The sequence below is a fragment of the Mameliella sp. MMSF_3455 genome, from assembly GCF_030733205.1.
Taxonomy (GTDB): domain Bacteria; phylum Pseudomonadota; class Alphaproteobacteria; order Rhodobacterales; family Rhodobacteraceae; genus Antarctobacter.
Genome location: NZ_JASHJL010000017.1, coordinates 19,340 through 39,343 on the forward strand (window position 1 = coordinate 19,340; position 20,004 = coordinate 39,343).

General features: G+C 65.2%; 19 protein-coding genes. 7 read left to right on the forward strand and 12 right to left on the reverse strand.

The window, feature by feature from the left end:
- Positions 1–71 precede the first annotated feature (71 nt).
- Together RBB42_RS14005 and RBB42_RS14010 are read right to left on the reverse strand one after the other, a co-directional pair.
- Positions 72–1,604 carry a sulfatase gene (locus RBB42_RS14005; RefSeq protein WP_305972123.1) on the reverse strand — a complete coding sequence of 511 codons (1,533 nt, stop codon included), beginning with the start codon at positions 1,602–1,604 and terminating at the stop codon, positions 72–74.
- Positions 1,605–1,753: 149 nt separating this feature from the next.
- Positions 1,754–2,764, reverse strand: coding sequence for an alpha/beta fold hydrolase (locus RBB42_RS14010; protein ID WP_305972122.1), 1,011 nt, complete (start codon positions 2,762–2,764; stop codon positions 1,754–1,756).
- 111 nt (positions 2,765–2,875) lie between these two features.
- Between RBB42_RS14010 and RBB42_RS14015 the strand changes: the two genes are divergently transcribed.
- The 5 genes from RBB42_RS14015 to RBB42_RS14035 all read left to right on the forward strand — a co-directional run bounded on the left by RBB42_RS14015 (position 2,876) and on the right by RBB42_RS14035 (position 6,477).
- Positions 2,876–3,886, forward strand: a complete 1,011-nt coding sequence (locus RBB42_RS14015; RefSeq protein WP_305972121.1) for an AraC family transcriptional regulator — start codon at positions 2,876–2,878, stop codon at positions 3,884–3,886.
- Positions 3,887–3,986: 100 nt separating this feature from the next.
- A complete protein-coding gene (locus RBB42_RS14020; RefSeq protein ID WP_305972120.1) occupies positions 3,987–4,352 on the forward strand; it encodes a YMGG-like glycine zipper-containing protein in 366 nt (121 codons plus the stop codon).
- A gap of 196 nt (positions 4,353–4,548) precedes the next feature.
- A complete protein-coding gene (locus tag RBB42_RS14025; RefSeq protein ID WP_305972119.1) occupies positions 4,549–4,917 on the forward strand; it encodes a hypothetical protein in 369 nt (122 codons plus the stop codon).
- A 16-nt stretch (positions 4,918–4,933) separates the two neighbouring features.
- Entirely contained in the window at positions 4,934–5,800 is an 867-nt protein-coding gene (locus RBB42_RS14030) for an SDR family oxidoreductase (RefSeq protein WP_305972118.1), read from the forward strand.
- Complete coding sequence (locus tag RBB42_RS14035; RefSeq protein ID WP_305972117.1) at positions 5,797–6,477, forward strand: hypothetical protein; 681 nt, start codon at positions 5,797–5,799, stop codon at positions 6,475–6,477. The genes RBB42_RS14030 and RBB42_RS14035 overlap by 4 nt, the downstream gene beginning before the upstream one ends.
- Before the next feature lie 418 nt (positions 6,478–6,895).
- Here the strand turns inward: RBB42_RS14035 and tcuB are convergent, their stop codons facing one another.
- The 10 genes from tcuB to RBB42_RS14085 form a co-directional block, all read right to left on the reverse strand.
- A complete protein-coding gene (gene tcuB / locus RBB42_RS14040) occupies positions 6,896–7,969 on the reverse strand; it encodes a tricarballylate utilization 4Fe-4S protein TcuB (protein WP_305972128.1) in 1,074 nt (357 codons plus the stop codon).
- The gene (gene tcuA / locus RBB42_RS14045) at positions 7,959–9,350 is read right to left on the reverse strand and encodes an FAD-dependent tricarballylate dehydrogenase TcuA (RefSeq protein WP_305972116.1); all 1,392 of its coding nucleotides are present in this window, start codon (positions 9,348–9,350) and stop codon (positions 7,959–7,961) included. Before tcuA ends, tcuB begins: the two co-directional genes overlap by 11 nt.
- Positions 9,347–10,018 carry a GntR family transcriptional regulator gene (locus RBB42_RS14050; RefSeq protein WP_305972115.1) on the reverse strand — a complete coding sequence of 224 codons (672 nt, stop codon included), beginning with the start codon at positions 10,016–10,018 and terminating at the stop codon, positions 9,347–9,349. The genes tcuA and RBB42_RS14050 overlap by 4 nt, the downstream gene beginning before the upstream one ends.
- 270 nt (positions 10,019–10,288) lie before the next feature.
- Positions 10,289–11,260, reverse strand: a complete 972-nt coding sequence (locus RBB42_RS14055; RefSeq protein WP_305972114.1) for a D-2-hydroxyacid dehydrogenase family protein — start codon at positions 11,258–11,260, stop codon at positions 10,289–10,291.
- 4 nt (positions 11,261–11,264) lie between these two features.
- Entirely contained in the window at positions 11,265–11,426 is a 162-nt protein-coding gene (locus RBB42_RS14060) for a hypothetical protein (protein WP_305972113.1), read from the reverse strand.
- Positions 11,427–11,438: 12 nt separating this feature from the next.
- Positions 11,439–12,239 (reverse strand): universal stress protein, encoded by an 801-nt coding sequence (locus RBB42_RS14065; protein WP_305972112.1) that lies wholly within the window; start codon positions 12,237–12,239, stop codon positions 11,439–11,441.
- Between the two features lie 13 nt (positions 12,240–12,252).
- Positions 12,253–13,338, reverse strand: coding sequence for a 4-oxalomesaconate tautomerase (locus RBB42_RS14070; RefSeq protein ID WP_305972111.1), 1,086 nt, complete (start codon positions 13,336–13,338; stop codon positions 12,253–12,255).
- Entirely contained in the window at positions 13,335–14,390 is a 1,056-nt protein-coding gene (locus RBB42_RS14075) for an isocitrate/isopropylmalate dehydrogenase family protein (protein WP_305972110.1), read from the reverse strand. The genes RBB42_RS14070 and RBB42_RS14075 overlap by 4 nt, the downstream gene beginning before the upstream one ends.
- Positions 14,390–16,420 (reverse strand): tripartite tricarboxylate transporter permease, encoded by a 2,031-nt coding sequence (locus RBB42_RS14080; protein ID WP_305972109.1) that lies wholly within the window; start codon positions 16,418–16,420, stop codon positions 14,390–14,392. The genes RBB42_RS14075 and RBB42_RS14080 overlap by 1 nt, the downstream gene beginning before the upstream one ends.
- A gap of 79 nt (positions 16,421–16,499) precedes the next feature.
- Entirely contained in the window at positions 16,500–17,576 is a 1,077-nt protein-coding gene (locus tag RBB42_RS14085; RefSeq protein WP_305972108.1) for a type 2 periplasmic-binding domain-containing protein, read from the reverse strand.
- Positions 17,577–17,730: 154 nt separating this feature from the next.
- On the opposite strand from RBB42_RS14085, the gene RBB42_RS14090 reads away from it, so the two are divergent.
- The gene (locus tag RBB42_RS14090) at positions 17,731–18,399 is read left to right on the forward strand and encodes a response regulator transcription factor (RefSeq protein ID WP_305972107.1); all 669 of its coding nucleotides are present in this window, start codon (positions 17,731–17,733) and stop codon (positions 18,397–18,399) included.
- Positions 18,399–19,760, forward strand: a complete 1,362-nt coding sequence (locus RBB42_RS14095) for a sensor histidine kinase (protein ID WP_305972106.1) — start codon at positions 18,399–18,401, stop codon at positions 19,758–19,760. Before RBB42_RS14090 ends, RBB42_RS14095 begins: the two co-directional genes overlap by 1 nt.
- The last annotated feature ends 244 nt before the right edge of the window (positions 19,761–20,004 follow it).

Here is a 20,004-nt window from a genome sequence, read left to right on the forward strand (position 1 = left end):
CCGCCGCCTTTCCCCGGTGACATGCCCCGGGGGCAGATCGGTCGGGCAGGCGGCGGGTGCCGGGCTGGACCTCAGGCGGGAACCGCCTCTTTCAGGCCCAACCGGTCGAATTGCTCGGGCGGGCAGCCTTCGTCCTCCATCAGCTTGCGCACCAGGTCGAGCATGCGCGCCCGCTGCTCCGGCGCGCTGTCCCAGAGGTTCTGCGCCTGCCCCGGGTCCTCGGCCCGGTTAAAGAGCAGGTTCTCTTCGGTGCGCGGGTCGATCTTGATCGGTATCTGCCACATGGGCAGATCGACCGAAGGATCGAAATAGCCCTGATCCACCGGCTTGTTCGGTGCCTTTGACAGCCGCCCGTCAACGGGATTGTCAACAATTAACGGCCGGAAAATGGCCGTGGAGTAGAGGTACAGCGGCTTGTCCGGGTCCGGCGCCTTCATCACGGTCCATGTCCCGTCGGTGGCGCAGACGCCCTGACCGAATGTCCCATATAGCACCGCGTCACGCGGCGAGGGCGCGTCGTCCACCACCATCGGCAAGAGCGACTTGCTGTGGCGGTTGGCCTCCGTGACCTCGACACCTGCAGCCTCGATGATCGTGGCAAAGATATCGACGGTCTGGGTCAGACCGGAGATGCGCCTGCCGTTGCCCGGATTGGCAGGATGGTAGACCATCAGCGGAATGTTCGCGTGGCTGTCGAAATGTGGGTGCTGCTTGCCGAACGCGCGGCGCTCGCCCATGTCGTGGCCGTGGTCGGTTGTCAGGATGACCATCGTATCGTCCCACAACCCTTTCTCGTCCAGCTTGTCCATGAGGGTGCCGAACCACTTGTCCATCATGGTGACCTTGCCCATGAACTGGGACTTCAGGAACTTCAGCTCCTCGGGCGTGGTCTGATCCATGAAGTTCTCAAGATCCTTGTAGACTTGGTAGGGCGGCCACACGTTGAACTCGTTTTTCGTGGCGCCCTCGGCATACATGCTCTCGTAGGGTTCGGGGATGTGAAAGGGTTCGTGCACGTCGAAGGTCTCGACATGCAGGAAGAACTTGCCCTTCTCGGCATTGCGGTCCAGCCAGTCGCAGGCACTGCCAAAGGTCTTGGCCGAAAAGTAATCCTCCTCGCCTGCGAAGTCCTTGGTGTTGGCGTAATACTGGCCGATATGCTCTGGCGCGCGGAACTTCTCGACGTTTTTGACCCAGGCGGGTTTTTCTTCGTTCGGATCCTGCGCCTGCCAGCGATCGACTTCGTAGCCGCGGATCATCTCGGTGGTGTCATAGCTCTGGATGTAGCCGTTGGCCTCTTCTTCCCAGTAGTGGTAGTGGTCCGTCACCACGTGGGTATGATAGCCCCCCTTGCGGACTTCGGCGGGCAGGCGCGGGTCAAACACTTCGAGCGAGCCCCAGGGCCGCCACATGAATTCCTTGCGTCCCGCGATCAATTCACGGCGGGCTGGCATGCAGGGCAGGCTGCCAACGAAGTGATTGTCGAATACCGCGGCGCGCTTGGCAAAACGATCGATATTGGGTGTTTCGCAGCGGCTTTGAGGATCGTACGCGCGCAGGCAGTTCCGCGTCAGGCTATCGACCAGCACGAGGATGATGTTCATGTCGGTTCCCTTTACCGTAGCTGTTGCCGGGACAATAGCGGCGGCGAGCTCATTTTACAAGTGTCACATTTTTTGTCATATGTGATATTTGGGTGTGGCGTGGGCGCGTCGGTACGCTGCGCATCCCGCGCTGCGACCGTCCTTTTTTGCTACGAAACCAGGGACGAAACATGGCGGGCCGCTTCATCCGGGGCGCCGAGGAAGGATCGGATCGCGGCGAGCGTCTCTTCGGGCTTGTCCCAGGCTGTGTCGTGGCCCGCGCCCTCGATCACCTCCATTCGCGCATCCGGGAACATCGTGGCGTGACGGGCCTGAAGCGGCGCGCCGGTCCAGTCGTTGCAACCCCCGGCCAGGATCAGGACGGGGCCGGGGAAGGCGAGGCCGGAGGTCATGGCGCCAAGCGCGACGGCCGGATCGCTCCAGAACACGTCGCTCGCCCGGTGCCCGAAGCGCCAACTGGGGGCATCATAGGCGCGACCGGTGCAGTGATAGGGGTTCGACGGGTGGTTGGCGAAGGCATGAACGACGGCGCCGACGGTGCTGTCCTGCGCCGCGTCTGCATCGCCCCGGACACCACGGGCGCGGAAACCGGCCAGTAGCCCAGCCCAGAGCACGCGCGGGCTGCGGGAGAGACCGGCGCGCCAGGTCTCGAAATCGGCAAGGCCTTCAGCGTCGAGAAAACCCGGCTCGATCAGAACGGCATAAGCAACGGCGGCGGGACGGTGGCCAAGATAGGCCGTCGCAAGCATCGCACCCCATGAGTGCCCGATCAGCACGACAGGACCGTTCCCATGGGTGGCGATCAGCGCATCGAGATCGGCGAGGTGGTCCGGCACGCCCAGCCGGTCTGCCGTCACCCGCTCGGACAGGCCCGCGCCGCGCTGGTCGTAGAACAGGACGCGGTGGGTGGCGCTCAGGCCCTGCAGCGCCAGCAGCGAGCGATGGTCGCCTCCTGGCCCGCCGTGCAGAACGATGACAAGCGGCGCGCCCTCCGCTCCGGCGACGTGGCCGTGCAGCAGGACGTCTTCGCCGAACAGCCGAGGCAGAGAGGGGTCATCTGCGACCGTGGCCGGCACCTCCGGTGGCATCCGTGTGATCCAGAGGAGGACGGCGAAGCTCAGGGCGACAAAACAGGCGAGTGTGACGATCGGTACAATCATGTGAAGCAGCATAAGGGTTGTCCGAATGTGAAGTCTCGGCACAATGTGCCCGCGTCGGTTTGGCGGGGGCATGACCGGGCGTATCAAGATCTTGCCCCAGGAGACCGCCGCATGTCCGATCAGTCCATGGCCGCCGGATTCGCAGCCGCCTTTCTTGACTACGCGGCGGGTGAAGGGGCTCCGCGCGTGCCCTTGCTCGCGGCTTCGGGGCTGGCAGAGGATGACCTGGCGGATCAGGACGCGCGCATCCCGGTCGCCGCGTACCAGGCGCTCATCGCTGCGGGGATAAAGGCGACGGGCGACACTTCACTGCTTTTGCGCCACGTGCTGGAAACCCGGCTGGAGACGATGTCGATCGTCGGCCAGATTGTCCACGCCTCGACCTCCTTCCCGCACAGCCTGGGCCAGCTGAACCGCTACGCGCGGCTCATGGCCGACGTGCCGATCCCCGGCGGTCGGGATCGGTTTGAGCTTGTGCACGAGGGCGCGGCGGTCTGGCTGGTGGACAACCGCACCTGCGACGGAAGCTGGATGGCGACCGAGGCGAGCTTTGCCCGCTTCATCTCAGAGTTCCGCCGCTCTGCCCCGGAACACCCGTTCGAGCAAGCGCTGGAAGTGACCTACGCGCCGCCGCCGCACGCGAACCGATACCCCGAGCTGTTCCGGGTGCCGGTGACGTTCCGGGCCACACGGAACGCTCTGCGGATCAACCCGGTCTGGCTGGACGCCGCGTTCGACGGCGGCAAGGACTATGTTTTTGGCGTTTTCACGCGCCACGCGGACGGACTGCTGGATGACCTCGCAACGCGGAACACCGTGCGCGCCGCCGTCGAGGCGCGAATGCTGGCCGACCTGCACGAAGGCACGCTGTCGATGGACCGCGTCGCACGCGACCTCGGGATGAGCCGTCAGACACTCTACCGCCGGCTGAAGGACGAAGGCGTCACCTTCGCGCAGGTCCATGACGACCTGCGCCGCCGCATGGCGATGGACTACCTCGGCGCGCGCAAGGTCTCGGTCGGCGAAACGGCCTATCTTCTGGGTTTTTCGGAGGCGTCGGCCTTTGTGCGGGCCTTTCGCCGCTGGACCGGGACAAGTCCGACCGCGTGGCTAGGCAATTGATACCTGGGGTCAAGCTGTTGATCTCGGGGGTCATGCCAGCCGTCCGGTGCTTTCGGGTAGATCCTCTTTCGACACCGATCACTGTCGAAGGAGACACCCCATGAAACCGTTGCTGATTGTCCCGCTTTGCCTGACCGTACTCTTGGGCGCCTGTGCCGGGATGGGTACGGCTGTGACCCCGATCCTGGATGGCCCGCCAACAGCACAGTTCCAAAGCGATCTGTCCGCCTGCCGCAGCCTTGCGCGCAGCCAGTCGCAGTTGAAGCACCAAACGATGGCCGCAACCGCCATCGGCGCAGGGGTCGGCGGCGTCCTGGGCGAGGTGGACGACGAGGGCGACGCGCTTGGCGGGGCCGTGGTCGGCGCGCTGGCGGGGGCCGCGGCGGGCGTGTCCGAGGCGAGCGAGACGCGCGAAACCATCGTCCTGAACTGCCTGCGCGGCCGTGGCCATGCGGTCGTGAACTGAGAGACGGCGCGATGCCAGACAGCTTTTACCCTATGACCCGGCGAGCCCAGATCCCGACCAGAGGGGCGTCCCCGCCGGCATGGCAGAGCACCTCTCGGCTCCGGCACCTTTATGGCGTTATCGCCTTGACCGAAGAGGCGGTCCGCGGCTCTGTGGTCCATTCCGGCGCGCCCTCGATGGTCGCGAGGGCCAGGCTGTGACCCAGACCCTCGCCGTTGCCTATACCGGTCTGGCCGCCTTCCCGGTGCTCATGCACCTTGCCAATGCCGCCGGCGCGCCGCTTGGCCGGCTGACGGTCGGCGGCCGTTTTCCCGACCGCCTGCCGCCCGCCTGGAGGGCGTTGGCGCTGGTTCAGGCCGCGCTGCTTTGCACGATGGCCGGGGCCGTTCTTGCCCGGGCCGGGGTTGGCCCCGCGCCTTTGGCACCGCTGTTCTGGCCCGCCGCCGTCCTCACGCTGCTGTCCCTTGCCGCCAATGCCGCAAGCCCCTCGCGCCCAGAGCGCCTGCTCTGGACGCCTGTCCTGTTCCTCATGGCCGCCAGCGCGCTTGGCGTTGGCCTGCTGTAGACACCGGAGGCGATTCATGAATGTTCTCATTGCCGGTGCGACCGGCTATCTCGGGCGGTTCCTTTGCGCTGAATACACAAGGCGCGGACACCACGTCACCGCCTTGGTTCGCGATTCCGGGTGCGCCGAAGGACTGGCCGATGTGTTGATCGAGGCCGAGGCCACGCGACCCCAAACGCTCATTGGCGTCATGGACAGCGTTGACCTTGTCGTCTCTGCATTGGGGATCACCCGACAAACCGATGGCCTCGGCTTCCGAGAGGTCGACTTCCAGGCGAACCTGAACCTCCTGCGCGAGGCTGAAGCGGCAGGCGTAAAGCGCTTTGCCTATGTCCATGTCCTGAACGCGGACGCCATGGCGGGCGTGCCGCTGGTCGATGCCAAGACCGCCTTCGTGAATGCGCTCCAGGCCTCGGACATGCCCGCAACCGTGATCGCGCCCACCGGCTATTTTTCCGACATGGGCGAGATCCTGGCGATGGCGCAATGGGGCCGCGTCTGGCTCTTCGGACAGGGCACCCAGCGCCTCAATCCCATCCACGGCGCCGACCTGGCCGTGGCCATTGCTGACGCCACGGATGAAGGCCGTGGCTGGATCGAGGTCGGCGGCCCCGACGTGATGACACAGGACGAGATCGCCAGCGCCGCCTTCGCCGCGCTGGGGGCCGCGCCGCGCATCACCCACCTGCCGGACGCCCTGCGGCGCGCCGTGCTCGCCGTCCTGCCGTTCCTGCCCCGGCGGATGAGCGGTCCGGCGCGTTTCTTCCTGACCGCGCTCGGAATGGACATGGTTGCGCCCCGGTTCGGGACACGTCGCCTGACCGAGCACTTCGCAACACTCGCCGCCGAAACGGTGCATCAACCGAACGGAGTTGGCTCATGATGCTTCGAACAGCCGGCGGTCTCGCTGCTCTGACCTGCGCGTCCACTTACCTAATAGGTTTTGCCCTGCTCATCACCGTGTTCGCCCCGTTGGGTTTCGGGACGGACGAGATCGACGCCGCCGGTGTCGCGGCCTTCATTGCCGAGCGTCCCGGGTTGCTGATCGCATGGAACACAGTGATTTACATCGTGAACGCGCTGGCGCTGGCCGTACTGGTCGTCGCCCTCCGCCAGCAGATCGCCAGGACCTTGCCCGATGCGGCCGCCCTGACAGCGGCGTTCGGCCTCATCTGGGCCACCCTCGTCCTTGGCGCCGGGATGATCGCAAATGTGGCCGTCGAACGTACCCACGCGCTGGCCGCCGATCCGGGGGCCGCGATCGCGCTATGGCAGGTGCTGCACGCGGTTGAACTGGGCCTTGGCGGCGGAAACGAGATCGCCGGCGGCGCATGGCTGCTCGCGGTCAGCCTTGCCGGGCGCGCGAGCGGGATCTTTGGCAGGCTCACTGCGGGGCTTGGGTTGCTCACGGGCGCGGCGGGACTCCTCACGGTTCTTACGCCGATGGGAGAAACTGCCGGCGCCGTCTTTGGTCTCGGCGCCATCGTGTGGTTCGTGATCGCCGGTCTTGTGCTTCTCCGGGGCGGCGCAGGGCACATCGGAAAGCGACCGTCGACATGACATCGCTTCGCACCCTAACCGACGGCCGTTTCCCCGGGCTTCGCAGCCCCCTTGGATTACCGTTCCCGAAGGCGCTCCGCGTGGGTCTCATGGCCCGCGACCTCGACCCCGGCGCGGCTGGCGAAACTGACCAAGACGTTTGCCGCCGCTGCCATCCTGCGCATGTGCGAGAGGGGGCGCTTGGATCTCGACGCCGCCAGCGCGGACCTGCGTTGCGGCATGTTCTTCTCGTTCCTGGAGACAAACAGAGGTCGGATCGTCGCCTCGGTCACTGTCCGATGTGCGAGGGGTAGCTCAATCAACGCCGTTTACTGACGCCAGTAGTCAAAGGGGCAAATCCCACCTTACGGCGTCTGGTGCGATATCGCCCCGTCGCCGGGGCTGGTGAGGGCGGCCCATCGCTGGGCCGCCTTCCATATCACGCGCCTGTTTTCCGGACTTTCGCCGCTTCGATGGTCAGGGCCGCAAGCCGGTAAAAGCCATGCGCCATCTTGGAGTATGGTGTCAGCAGGAAGAAAGTAAGCACCAGTCCAAGGTGCAAAGCCAGCAGTGCGGGGACCGCCGCCGTGCCGGTTGCCGCGTATAGGGCCAGCCCCGTCGCGCCCACCGCGCCGAGCAGCAGGACAAAGGCCATCTCTCCACCCCAATACCGTGGCGCGCCCAGATCGCGATCCGCCCGGGTCTTGAGCCAGGCAAGCAGTCCGCATCCCAAGGTCAGAAGCAGACCGCCGGGAACCCCCAGAAGTTTCGGAAGGCTGAAGAAGCCATAGGGGGCCTCGAGGCCAAAGACGTAGTGCATGACGGTCGCGCTGCTGGTCGACGCGAAACACAACAGGAAACCGTAAAGAACCGCCTGGTGCGCATGGCGCCGGGCATGGCTGAAGCGGTCTTCGTCCTCGAAGTTGCAGCCGTCTCCGTGCCCGCCTTCAAGGTTGCGCATCCGGCCTGCAGAGCGCAAGGCGTCGCCAAGGTCGGAGAGCCGCACCGCCTGCGCACCCGTGCTCTGCCAATAGCCGCGCAGCGAGACGACAAGGGTCAGCAGTGGCAACAGGAAAGCCGGAGCGAAGATCGCGACCATCAGGGAGTGGGACATGAACGCATAGAATCCCTCGCCGCCTTCGGGGCGCATCCATTGCGCCAACGCAAAGAGCAGCGCGAAGGACAGCGTCAGAAAGGCTGCCATGGCGACGCCCGACCGTTCGAAGAGTTCGGCAAAGGGGCGGGGCCAGGCATGGGCTTTCCAACTGTCCTGGCGCACTTCGGCCAGCGCCTTCGGCAGGTTCAGGTCGAATTCATGCGGGGCCGTGTACTGGCAGGCGTAATAGCATCCCCGGCAGTTGTGGCACAGGTTGGCCAGGTGCGTGATGTCCCCGTCGGCAAAGGCGCGTTCGCGGTGCAGTGCGGGGAAAACGGAACAGTAGCCTTCACAGTAGCGGCAGGCGTTGCAGATCTCGGCCTGGCGCCGGGCTTCCTGGATCAGGTCAGGTTGCATTTGCATGGGCGGCGGCCTCCTTGCCTGCGATGCGTCCGAAAACGGTTCCGATGGTCATGCCGAACCCGGCGAGATAGCCTTGGCCAAGGATCGAGCCGGCCATGGTCTCTCCCGCGGCCCAGAGGTTCGATACCGGTCGGTTTCCGACTGAGCACTGCGCGCGCTCGTCGACCTTGAGCCCGAGATAGGTGAAGGTCACGCCGGTGCGCAGACTGTAGCCGTAGAAGGGCGGGTCCGTGATCGGGCGGGCCCAGTTGGTCTTGGGCGGGTTCAGGCCCTTGGTCGCCACGCCGTCCAGTTCGGTCGGGTGAAACGCCGAGGTGTCGCCACAGGCGTTGTTGAATTCGTCGACCGTGCGCCGCAGTTCGTCAGGCGGCAGCCCCATCTTGTCGGCCAGGTCTTCCAGCGTGTCGGCTTCGATCGGCGGGAAGACCGACGGCATGAACAGTTTCAGCGATTTCGCGTCGATGATGACATAGCCCACCTGATCCGGCTGGGCCGCCACCAGCCGGCCCCAGATGGCGTAGCGCTTGGGCCAGACATCCTCGCCCTCGTCGTAGAAACGCTGCGCGTTCTTGTTGACCACGATGGAGAAGGGGACGCAGTCCAACCGTGTCACGATGCCGCCGTCGAACTTGGGCGCGCGGCCGTCGATGGCGACGGCGTGGCACTGCGTCGGATCCCCCACCTGCGCGACACCCTGGTCCAACAGGTCGGCCAGCACCACGCCGCGATTGTAGGGCGTGCCGCGGATCAGAAAGTTCTTTGCCGCCGGTCCCCAGGCCCGGGCCAGCCAGTCGGTGTCGGCCTGGAACCCGCCCGAGGCCACGACCACGGACTTTGGCGAGATCCGGTGCGTCTGACCGTCATGCGTGTAGTCGAGACAGGCGATCCGGTCGTCCTCCAGTTCCAGGTGCGAGACGGCGGCCTCGTAGAGCACGCGCACGCCAAGCGCCTCGGCGGTGCGGTAATAGGCGTTGACCAGACTCTTGCCGCCGCCAAGGAAGAACGCGTTGGTGCGTGCCAGCGACAGCGTACCGGAAAGCGAGGGCTGAAACCGTACGCCATGCGCCTCCATCCACGGCAGGCATTCCTCGGAACTGCGGATGGCCAGGCGCGCCAGCCCTTCGTCCGTCTTGCCGTCCGTGACCTTCATCAGGTCGGCGAGGTATTCCTCCTCGGTATAGCTGTCGACCAACGGTCCAAGCGGGCCATGATGCATGCAGCGAAAGTTGCGGGTGTGGCGCGAATTGCCACCGCGATAGGGTTTCGGGGCCGTTTCAAGGATCAGGACACGCGCCCCCGCCTCGGCGGCGGTGATCGCGGCGCACAGCGCGGCATTGCCGCCGCCGATAACGGCGATGTCGATCGGTTCAGTCAAAGCATGTCTCCGTCATAGAGAGGGCGGGCCCGCAGGGCGCGCACGCGAACGCGCTGCGCGGCCTCGATATGAGCGCGCATGGCGGCCTCGGCGAGGGCGCCGTCGCGTGCCTTGATGGCGTCCAGCACGCCGAAATGTTCCTCGACCGCCTTCATGGCGCGGTCAGGTTCGGTCAGGGTCGTGGGTCCAAGGATCATGAGCGCCTTTTGCAGCGACGTGATCGAGCGGGTGAGAAAGCGGTTCTTGGCCGCATCGAGAATGGCGGCATGGAACTGGCGGTTCAGCGCAAAGGCCTCGGGCGTGTTGCCCGTGTCTTCCAAGGCCTGGTTCATGTCGAAGAGTTCCTCGATCTCGATGTCCGAAGCCGCACGCGCCGCAAGCCGCGCGGCGGTTCCTTCCAGCACCGCGCGCATCTCGTAGAGGTCCATGACCTCGGCATAATCCAGCGTGCGGATGCTGGCGCCTTGCCGCGGGACGTGCACGACGATGCCATCCGCCTCCAGTTGCCGGATCGCCTCGCGCACGGGCGTGCGGGACACGCCAAGGCGCTCTGCCAGTTCCGTTTCTCGCAGGCGATCGCCGGGGTTCAGCCGACCCTCGCGCAATGCGTCGAGCAGACGGGAGTAGGCGGCGTTGCCCTGCGGTGCGTTTTCCTCGTCTCGTGCCATACAAGCCCTCGAACAGTGTTGTATCCAGGTGGATACAAAGGGATACATGACATGTCAAGTCAGCGGGCCGGGTGAGCGCCCATGCCGATATCCGGGCCGGGAGTGTCGAGGCTGTGTGTTGGGCGCGCAAAACGAACGTGCCAGCGGGGCCGGGCCAGCAGGGCCCGGCCTATCCGGCCTTCGGGACGGGTATGGACGGGGGCGACGTCGTCATCCCCCGTCTGTCTCGCATGGGTCGGATCATCGTCACGACGCCAGCGATGGAGCGGCTCAGGTGTTCCGGGAGAGCGTCTCGGGGTTGATCACGTTGATCGGGGTGCCCGAGGCAAAGGCATTGATCTGCGTAAAGATGTCGGCGAACTGCTTGTCGAATTCGTCCTCGGTGACGAATCCGATATGCGGCGTGCAGATCAGGTTCGGATGCGAGAGCAGGGGATCGGCCGGGTCACGCATCGGTTCCGTGTCGAAGACATCGACCGCGCCGATGATGCCCGATCCCAGCGCGTCCAGCAGCGCACCCTCTTCGACCAGGCCGGCGCGCGAGGTGTTCACGAAGACCGATCCGGGACGCATTCCGGACAGGTCCTCTCGCGTGATCATCCCGCGGGTTTCTGGCTTGAGCCGGACATGCACCGAGACCACGTCGCTGCCTGCGAAAAACGCCTCGCGGCTTGCGGCGACGGTCTCGCCGTCCGCCATGGCTCGGGCGCGGCCCTCCTCGGAAGCCCACCAGACCACATTCATCCCGAAGGCGCGGGCCAGATCGGCCACCGCGCGCCCGATCTTGCCATAGCCGTAGAGGCCCAGCCGCCGACCGCGCAGCGTCTTGCCGACGCCGATTTGCCAGGTTCCGGCCTTGGTCGATGCCATCTGCTGCGGGATCTGCCGCATGGCGCACAGCATCAACCCGATTGTCAGTTCGGCCGCCGCGTGGTTTGCGCCGTCGCCGCCGGTCTTGGAACAGAAGGTCACGCCATGTTCTGTGCAGGCGGGCACATCCACATGCGGATAGACCCCCCGTTGAGAAATCAGTTGCAGCCCCGGCAGACGTTCCAGCAATGCGCCATCCACGCGGGTCCGTTCCCGGAAAAGAACCAGCGCCTCGGCCTCGGCCAACCGTTCGGCCAGCTCTGCCCCCTCGGCGTGATCGGTCCAGACTGTCACGTCGTGATCTGACAGCAGATCGAAACAGGGCAGCCCGCGCAACGTGTCGAACCAGTCGTCGAGAATGTGGACACGCATTCGCTCAGCCTTGCGCAGAGAGTGCCCGCAGCGCCTTGGAAACGCGCTGGTGCAGGTCGGTCAGGGTGCGCATGTCGCCGTCCTGACGCTCGATCTTGCTGCAAAGTGTGGCGCGAAGCTCTTCGAGCGATTTTTCGGCGACGCGAAGCTGGTTGTACTCGTGCATGGTTTCGCCCTTTCAGTGAGAGAGTAGAACGGGAATGGTGGTTTCCCGCAGGACCGAGGCGGTGACGCCGCCCACAAGATCCTCGCGGAACTTGGAATGTTCGTAGGCACCCATCACCAGGAGCGACGGGTCGTGCCGTCGGCAATAGCCCAGAACGCGGTCGGCCACCGGGTGTCCGTCGGGCCATTCCTCGTGAATGGCGGTGACGTCGTGGCGGGCCAGGTGAGTCATCAGATCGTCCATGCCGGGCACCTGGCCCACGGTCAGGACGGAGAACTTTCCCTGAGCTTCCAGCAGGCGAAGGCTGTCGGAGAGCGCCCGTGCCGCAGCGCGCCCGCCGTCCCAGGCCAGCGCCGTATGGCTGTGGCGGGCCTCTGCATCGTAGCCTTCGGGCACGACGATCACCGGCCGTCCGGACAGCAGCGCGATCTTGTCGGGATGCAGGCGGATATGCTCATCGTCGTCGCGCATCGGTCGGCCCGCGATGATCATGTCGAATGCCCGTCCGGTTTCCGACAGCAGGTTATCGACCCGGCCGGGCACCGCCCGAAAACTCAGTGCGTCGCCCAGATCCAAGTCCGCGCGCAGCGCATCCAGCCGCGCCTCGATCTCTGTCAGCAGCCCGGTCTTGGCCTCGGCCAACAGCGCCCGCGCCTCGCGCGGGATCCAGCGCGAGGTCGTATCCAGCGTGTCATGCGTCGAATGCGCCAGCATCGCGGTCACATGCGCCTTGCGATCGCGGGCCAGAGACGCGGCGTACCGCAACGCTGCCTCGGAGGACTCGGTGCCGTTGAAGGCGACGAGCAGGTTCATGATCGCCATCGGTTCAGCCTTTCCAGATTCGTGATGGCACGTAGACTTGGCCATCGGCCAGTTTGCGCGCCGTCCGCAGCAGGCCCGCGGATTTCAGTTCGAACCCGTCACTGTCGTCATAATCCACCAGCACTTCGATGGTGCCTGACGGATGTTCCAGCACGACATTCGCCGGACGGTCGGCGGGACGTTCCAGCAACCCGTCGGCCACGGTCCCCGGCGTCAGCGCGCAGGAGGCGAGGCACTGCGAACCGGTGACCGCCATGCTGGGATGCGTGTTCCAAGGCATGAAGTAGCGCGTGGCGATCGTGCCGCCGTCGCGGGCCGGTGCAAGGATGCCGAACTTTGGCGTGACGGATTTGGTGACGTCCCCCATGCCCATGCGTTTGCCGGCCTCGACGCGGATCGCCTCGAACCGGGCGAAAAAGTCGGTGTTGGCGTCCAGGTCGGCCGCGCTTTCATAGCCCGTCAGGCCGAAATCCTCGGCGCGGGCAATGACGATGGGCATGGCCACGTCCATGCAGGTGACCTCGATCCCGTCGATCTCGTCCCGCAAGCTGCCGGTCGGCAGAAAGGCCCCGGTCGATGAGCCGACCACGCCCATGAAATTCAACGCGATGGGGGCGGCGGAGCCCGGCACGCCCGCGATGGCGGCGTCGCCTTCGTAGGTCAGCGTTCCGCCCGGCGTCTGCACCCGCGCCAGAACGCGGGCGCCTGTATTGACCGCGCGGATCTTGATCTCTGTCTCGTCACCCTGTGGCTGGATCAGGCCCATCTCGATGGCGGCGGGTCCGACGCCCGAAAGGATGTTGCCGCAGGTGGGTTTGAAATCCACAAGCCGATCCTCGACGGAGACCTGGGCGAAGAAATAGTCAACGTCCGCCCAATCGTCATCGGAGGCCGACAGCATGGCGACCTTGGTCGTCACCGCAGCCCCGCCGCCGATGCCGTCGATATTCAGGGGGTGGCCCGAGCCAACCACCGCGATCAGCACCTCGGCCAGGGTCTCGCGATCTTCGGGCAGGTCGTCTCGGCGGAAATAGGGCCCACGCGAGGTGCCTCCGCGCAGGAAATGGTAAGGAATGCCGGTCTGGGTCATGACGTCTCCCGGATCAGGTTGCAAAGCGTGTCGGTGTAGGCCGCGGTGCCCAATGGTCCGCCCAGATCGCCGGTGCGTGTGTCCGGCTGCAAAAGCGCAGTGGTTACCGCGGATTCGATCGCATCGGCGGCCTGCGGCTCACCGCGATGGCGTAGCAGCATTGCGGCAGACAGGATCAGAGAGGTCGGATTGGCCCGGTCCTGCCCGGAGATATCCGGGGCCGAACCGTGCTGCGCCTGTGCCACCGCGTGTGTCTCGCCGGCGTTCAGTGAGCCCGCAAGCCCAAGACCGCCGGACAGTTCAGAGGCAAGGTCCGACAGGATGTCGCCAAACATGTTGGTACAAAGCAGCACGTCGAACCGGTCCGGATGGCGCACCAGGTGCGCCGCCGCCGCATCCACAAGCACCTCGTCGTAGGTAATGTCGGGATGCGCATCCGCCACCTCGCGGCAGACCCTCAGGAACAGCCCGTCGGACACCCGCATCACGTTGGCCTTGTGGATCGCGGTGACGCGGCCGGTCCTTTCGCGGGCCAGGGCAAAAGCGCGTTCGGCGATTCGGCGAGAGCCCTCTTCGGTGATTTTCCGCATGGCCAGCGCCACGCCGGGCACGGGCATGAATTCGCCCCCGCCAGCGTGCATGTTGCGGTCCGCGTAGAACCCTTCGAGGTTCTCGCGCGCCACGACCAGGTCGAAGGCACGTCGCGATGGGGCCTCCAGCCCCGGGTATGTCCGCGCCGGGCGGATATTGGCGTAGAGTTCCAGCGCGACGCGCAGCACGCCCGAAGGATTCCGCCCGCCTTCCGCCACAGGCGGATAGGCGTTGTGCGAAACCGGCCCGAGGATGACGCCATCCGCCGATCGCGCCCGTTCGATCACCTCGTCAGGAATGGTCGTGCCTGCGGCCTCCAGAGAGGCGAAGCCGATCTGCGCCTCCTCGACTTTCAGGCGGCGCGACAGCAGCGGTTCCGCGGCACGGAGCACGGCGAGGGTGGCCGCCGTGATCTCCGGCCCGATCCCGTCGCCGGGCAGGCAAAGCAGGTCGAGTGTCATCACTTCAGCGGCCAGGGCAGATCGACGACATCCTGCAGCAGACCCGGCGGGAAGTCCCGGTTCAGGGCACCGGCCATGACGCACATCAGCGCGATGCCCGCGGCGGTCAGGATCAGCGTCTTGGGCCAGGGCGCCTGCGCACGAACGCGCAGGAACGCGATCAGGAAGCCCATCAAGGCAAGAATGAAGCCCAGGACATAGGTGGCGGCGATCAGACCGGCGAACCATGTCAGCGTGCCCCAGAGACCATAAGGCGCATCCGCATCCTCGCCCGCGACTTCCTTGTCGGCAAAGACCGCGTCGGTCTCGGGCCGCATGAGCATCTGGGCCAGCAGGATCAGCAGCGCCGCCAGCGTGATGCCGCCCACCACGAGGGGCACGATCTTGTCCGTCATGTTGTAGTCGGGGATCATGTTCGCGTTGATCAGCGCGGCCACGACATAGGCCATGATGACCAGCAGGAACACCAGCGGCGAACGTTTGGATCCGGACTTCACGTCGCCTTCGGCCATGATGCTCTTGGCCTGGCGAATGCCCAGCACGACCGACACGATGGTGATGATCAGCAGGACGATCACGATCGGCGAGAAGATGTAGTCCATGCCCTCTTCGAAGGACTTGCGGAAGCGGAACGACGCGATCTGGAACGCCTGGTTGGAGAATTTCTCGACCGGGTTGGACAGCACGAAACCGATCAGGAAGGCCGGGCGCGACCAGTCGAAACGGCGCAGGAAGATGCCGATCAGGCCGATCACGAACAGGGCGAGGATGTCCTCGAAGTTCTGGCCCGACTGGAAGGCGGCAAAGCTGATCAGCATGAACAGGAACGGCGCCAGGTAGGTAAAGCGGATCGTCGTCAGCTTGGCGATCCCGCCGGATGCGGCGATGCACAGCAGGGTGCCCACCACGTTGGCCAGTGCCAGCAGCCAGACGATGGAATAGGTTATGTCGAGATTGTCGCGCAGCATGTTCGGCCCGACCTCGATGTCGCCCGATCCCAGCAGGGCAATGGCACCGATGAAGATCGCCATCGAGCCCGAACCGGGGATGCCGAAGAGCAGGGTGGGAACCAGCCCGCCGCCTTCCTTGGCGTTGTTCGAGCTTTCCGGCCCGATCACGCCGCGGACTTCGCCCTTGCCGAAGTTCGACTTGTCCTTGGTGGTCTGCACCGAATGGCCGTAGGCGATCCAGTCGACGACAGAACCGCCGAGACCGGGAATGACGCCGACGACCACGCCGATCAGCGAACAGCGGACTGACAGCCACTTGTTGGCAAACCAGTCCCGCACGCCTGCGCCCCATCCGGCGCCCAGCTTGGCATCCTTGGCGATGGAGCGGTCCTGTCTTAGCAGGCTGACGATTTCCGGCACCGCAAAGATGCCAAGACCCACGATGACCAGCTTCAGACCGTCCATCAGATAGGGGATGTCGTAGGTGGCCATGCGCAGCGACCCGCCGGCATCGGCCTCGCCGATGGTGCCGACCAGCATGCCCAACCCGGCTGCCGCAACCCCTTTCAGCGCCACGCGCCCTGCAAGCACGGCGACCATGCTGAGACCGAGGACCGAGATCATCAGCATTTCCGGCAGGCCGAAGGCCAGCACCAGCGGGCGGGCAATCACGATGAACATGGTCAGGAAGGCGGCGCCGACGAGGCCGCCGAACAGCGACGAGGTAAAGGCGGCGGCCAGTGCGCGCGCGGCCTGTCCGCGTTTCGCCATCGGAAAGCCGTCAAGAACGGTCGCCTGGCTGGCGGATGACCCTGGAATACCCATCAGGACAGAGGCAAAGGTGTCCGAGGTCGGCACCACTGCCACCATGCCCACCATCAGCGCGAGGCCCATGATCGGATCCATGCCGAACATGAAGGGCAGCAGCAGGGACAGACCGGCGATCCCGCCAAGGCCCGGGAAGACGCCCACGGCCAGACCCATGACGACCCCGAGGACGAGGTAGCCCAAAACGACCGGTTGCAGAATCAGGGCCCATGCATCGGACAGTGCCGGCAGGGCAGTCGCGAACACGTCCATCGCGCCACCTCCTTGTCAGGTATCGTCGGAAATAAAGGCGGCCCCGGCAATTCCCGGGGCCGCGCTTCTGGTCTGGTGCTTAGTTCAGAGAGACGCCGTAGGCTTCCTGCAGCCAGTTGGTCACGAAGGCCTTGGCCTCCGGCGACACGGTTGTGCCGGCCTGCGTGGCTTTCTTCGCGCCTTCGCCGACGAAGACGTCGTACTTGCCCACGCGCTTGGCCGCGATCTGGGGGAAGTCATCCCGATTGCGTACGGCATCGAAGGCCGCGGTGTAGGTGTCGATCACCTCCTGCGGCGTGCCCTGCGGCAGGAAGGCGATCTTCTGAACCGGGAAACCGGCAATGAAGAAGGCTTTCCATGCGTCCCATGCCTTGCCCGAGGTTTCGCAGCCCTCGGTCGCCTCGCAGACTTCCTTGAAGGTCGGAATGTCCGGGAAGGTGGGATCGCGAACGATCTCGCCGTCCTCGTTCAACGCGCCCCAAGTCATCATCGGAACGGCCTTGCCCTGTTCGACCAGGTCGGCCGACGCGCCAAGATAGCCCGAAGAGGTCTGATAGTCGATTGTCGCCTCGCCACGCTCGAACATCAGGCGGCCGTCGCCGCGACCCTTGATGCCAAAGACCGGTTCCACGTTCATGCCCAGCATTTGCCATGCCAGCAGCGGCACGAGGTCAAGACGGGTGGCGCCCTGCGACCCGTAGATGAAATCGATGTCCTTGAGGTTGTTGGCCGAACCGTCGAACTTCTCGCCGTCCTCCGGGTTCAGGTAGGCGACGCCGCCGGTGCCGGACGCCATGACCGGGTTCCAGTCGCTGTATTCATAACGCACGCGCGGGTCGTCCAGCAGGTAGGGGAACTGGGTCGAGCCGGAGGTGCCGAACAGCAGCGTGCCGTCCTCGTGTTCCTGCTCCTGGAACCAGTTGGCGCCCTTGGTCGAGCCGGCGCCGGGCATGAACTTGACCACGACGGTGGGGTTGCCGGGCAGTTCTTCCGACAGCAGCGGTGCGAAGAAGTTGGCCCACTTGGCCGAACCGCCGGTTTCCGAGAACGGGATCACCCACTCGATGGTTTCACCGGAAAAGTCGACCTCGGCGAAGGCCGGGGATGCGATGATGGCGGATGCCGCAACGGATGCTGCGAGGTGCTTGATGGTCATTGGTATCCTCCCGTAGACCTATAAGATCGGTCAGGCTCTTGCCCGCCGATACATGTGATTCTGTTTTCAGGGATCCGAGTCCCTCCTCCAACAGTGGACACATTGCTGTCCCAACCTTGCACGAAACTTGCGCAAAGAGAGAATTTTTTAGCCCATGCGGATCGCCGTGATCGAAGACAACACCGAACTGGCGGAAGGAATCGCGTACCGGCTTCGGGATCGCGGTCACTCGGTCGACGTTCTGCAAGACGGGGTCGAAGCAGCGGATTTCCTTGCTCATGAAGGCGCCGACCTGGTGGTGCTCGACGTCAATCTTCCGGGCCAGGACGGATTGGCGGTGCTGCGCGGCCTGCGGGCCCGGGGCGACGGAGTGCCTGTGATCCTGCTGACCGCGCGGTCCGACACGCAGGACCGGGTGCAGGGGCTGGACGCGGGCGCCGACGACTATCTGGTCAAACCGTTCGAGATGGACGAGTTGGAGGCCCGGTTGCGCGCGCTCGCCCGGCGCAAGGATCTGAACTTTGCGGCGCGGAACGTGCTGGGGCCGCTGGTCTTCGACCGGGACAGCCGACAACTGCTGGATGGTGAAACGACGCTCGATCTGCCCCGCCGCGAGGTGGCGGTGCTTGAATGCCTGCTTGATCGGCGCGGGCGCATCGTATCCAAGGCACAGCTCATATCGCATGTGTACGGCACCGGTGCGGATGTGGATGACAGCGCGGTCGAGCCGCACGTCTCACGCCTGCGTCGCCGGCTTGAAGCCTATGATATCCGGATCAAGACGGCGCGCGGCCTCGGCTACATGCTGGATGTCGAGCAGTGATGGCAACCGCGCCCTCTCTGCGCCTGCGCCTCTTCGTTCTGATCCTCGCGCCGCTCCTGCTGGTGGCGATGTTCCTGGGCCTGTGGCGTTTCTCTGTCGCGCAATCCACCGCCGAGACATTGTTCGACCGCGGGCTCTTGGCCGCGGCGCTCGCCATTTCGCGCGATGTGGCCAGTTCCGAGGGCGATGCTCTGTCGCCGCGGACCCGTTCGCTGATCTCGGATGCCGGCGGCGGCGAGGTCTTTTATCATGTCACCGGACCGGGCGGCATTTACGTGACCGGATACGCCTATCCACCGGCATGGGGCGCGACGGCGGTGCCCAGCGAACCCGAATACCGCGTCGCCACCTACCGGGGCGAACGCGTGCGTGTGCTGCGCATGTCGGAAACCACAACCATCGAAAACCTGACCGGACAGACCGTGGTCACGGTCTGGCAGCGCATCAGCGAGCGCAACGATTTCGCCGCGGCGCTGGCCTGGCGCGCGTCCGCACTGATCGGCGCGCTGATGGCGACATTGGCCGTGGTGGTCTGGTTCGGGGTGCAATGGGGCCTACGTCCGCTGAATGACCTGCAGGAGGCGATCGAACGGCGCACGCCGGACGATCTCGGCCTCATCCAGCGGCCCGTCCCCAAAGAGGTGAAGGGCATCGTTTCGACCCTCAACCGCCTGTTCGCCCAGGTCGATCGAAGCATCCAGTCACACCAGGCCTTCATTTCGGATGCCGCGCACCAGTTGCGCAACCCGGCCTCTGCCATTCTGTCGCTGGCCGAAACCCTGCCGGGCGCCACCGGTCCGGAGGAACGTCGCCGCCGCGAACGCGCACTGATCACAGCCGCGCGTAAGTCCGCCCGCCTTGCGGAACAACTGCTTTCGATGGAACGCTTGCGCCATGGGTACAGCCTGCCGGAAACCTCGTTCGATCCGGTTGCGATGGCGCAGGAGGTCTGCGCCTATCTTGCCCCCTTCGCGCTCGAGCGGGACATCGACTTCTCCTTTTCGACCGGGCTGGACAGCGGCCGCATCTCCATCCGGGGCGATCAGTTGCTCCTGGCAGAGGCCCTGGGCAACCTGATCGACAACGCGTTGCAGCACGGGGGCCCCGCTCTGAGCCGGATTTCGGTAACCTTGGAAAAGACGCGGGACATGCTGGATTTCATCGTGGCGGACGATGGCAAGGGCGTGCCGGCAGAACAGGTACCCACCGCCCTGAGCCGCTTTGGCCAGGTCGATCCCGGCGCCGGCAGCGGTCTGGGGCTTTCCATAGCGGATGAGGTCGCGCGCCTGCACGGGGGCGAGGTACGGTTCTCCCCTTCGGACAGGGGCACGCGGGTCACTTTGCGGATTTCGATGGCGTAGCCGCGGGATCCGGATGGGGCAGGGGACCGCGGGCAATCGGTCCCGCGGCACCTCGAATCATTGCAGGCATGTGGCGCTCTTGCAGGCGGATCAGCGGCTGATCGCCCGGAGAAACATCGCGCCTTTTGATTGGGCGGTCATGGCCAGATTATGCGGGTGTTGAGTCAACTATCTGAAAACATTTCACTTTTGGTGATCAAACAAAAGCCTTGCCAGTTACGTGCAGTTCTGGAAGCCTTTAGAC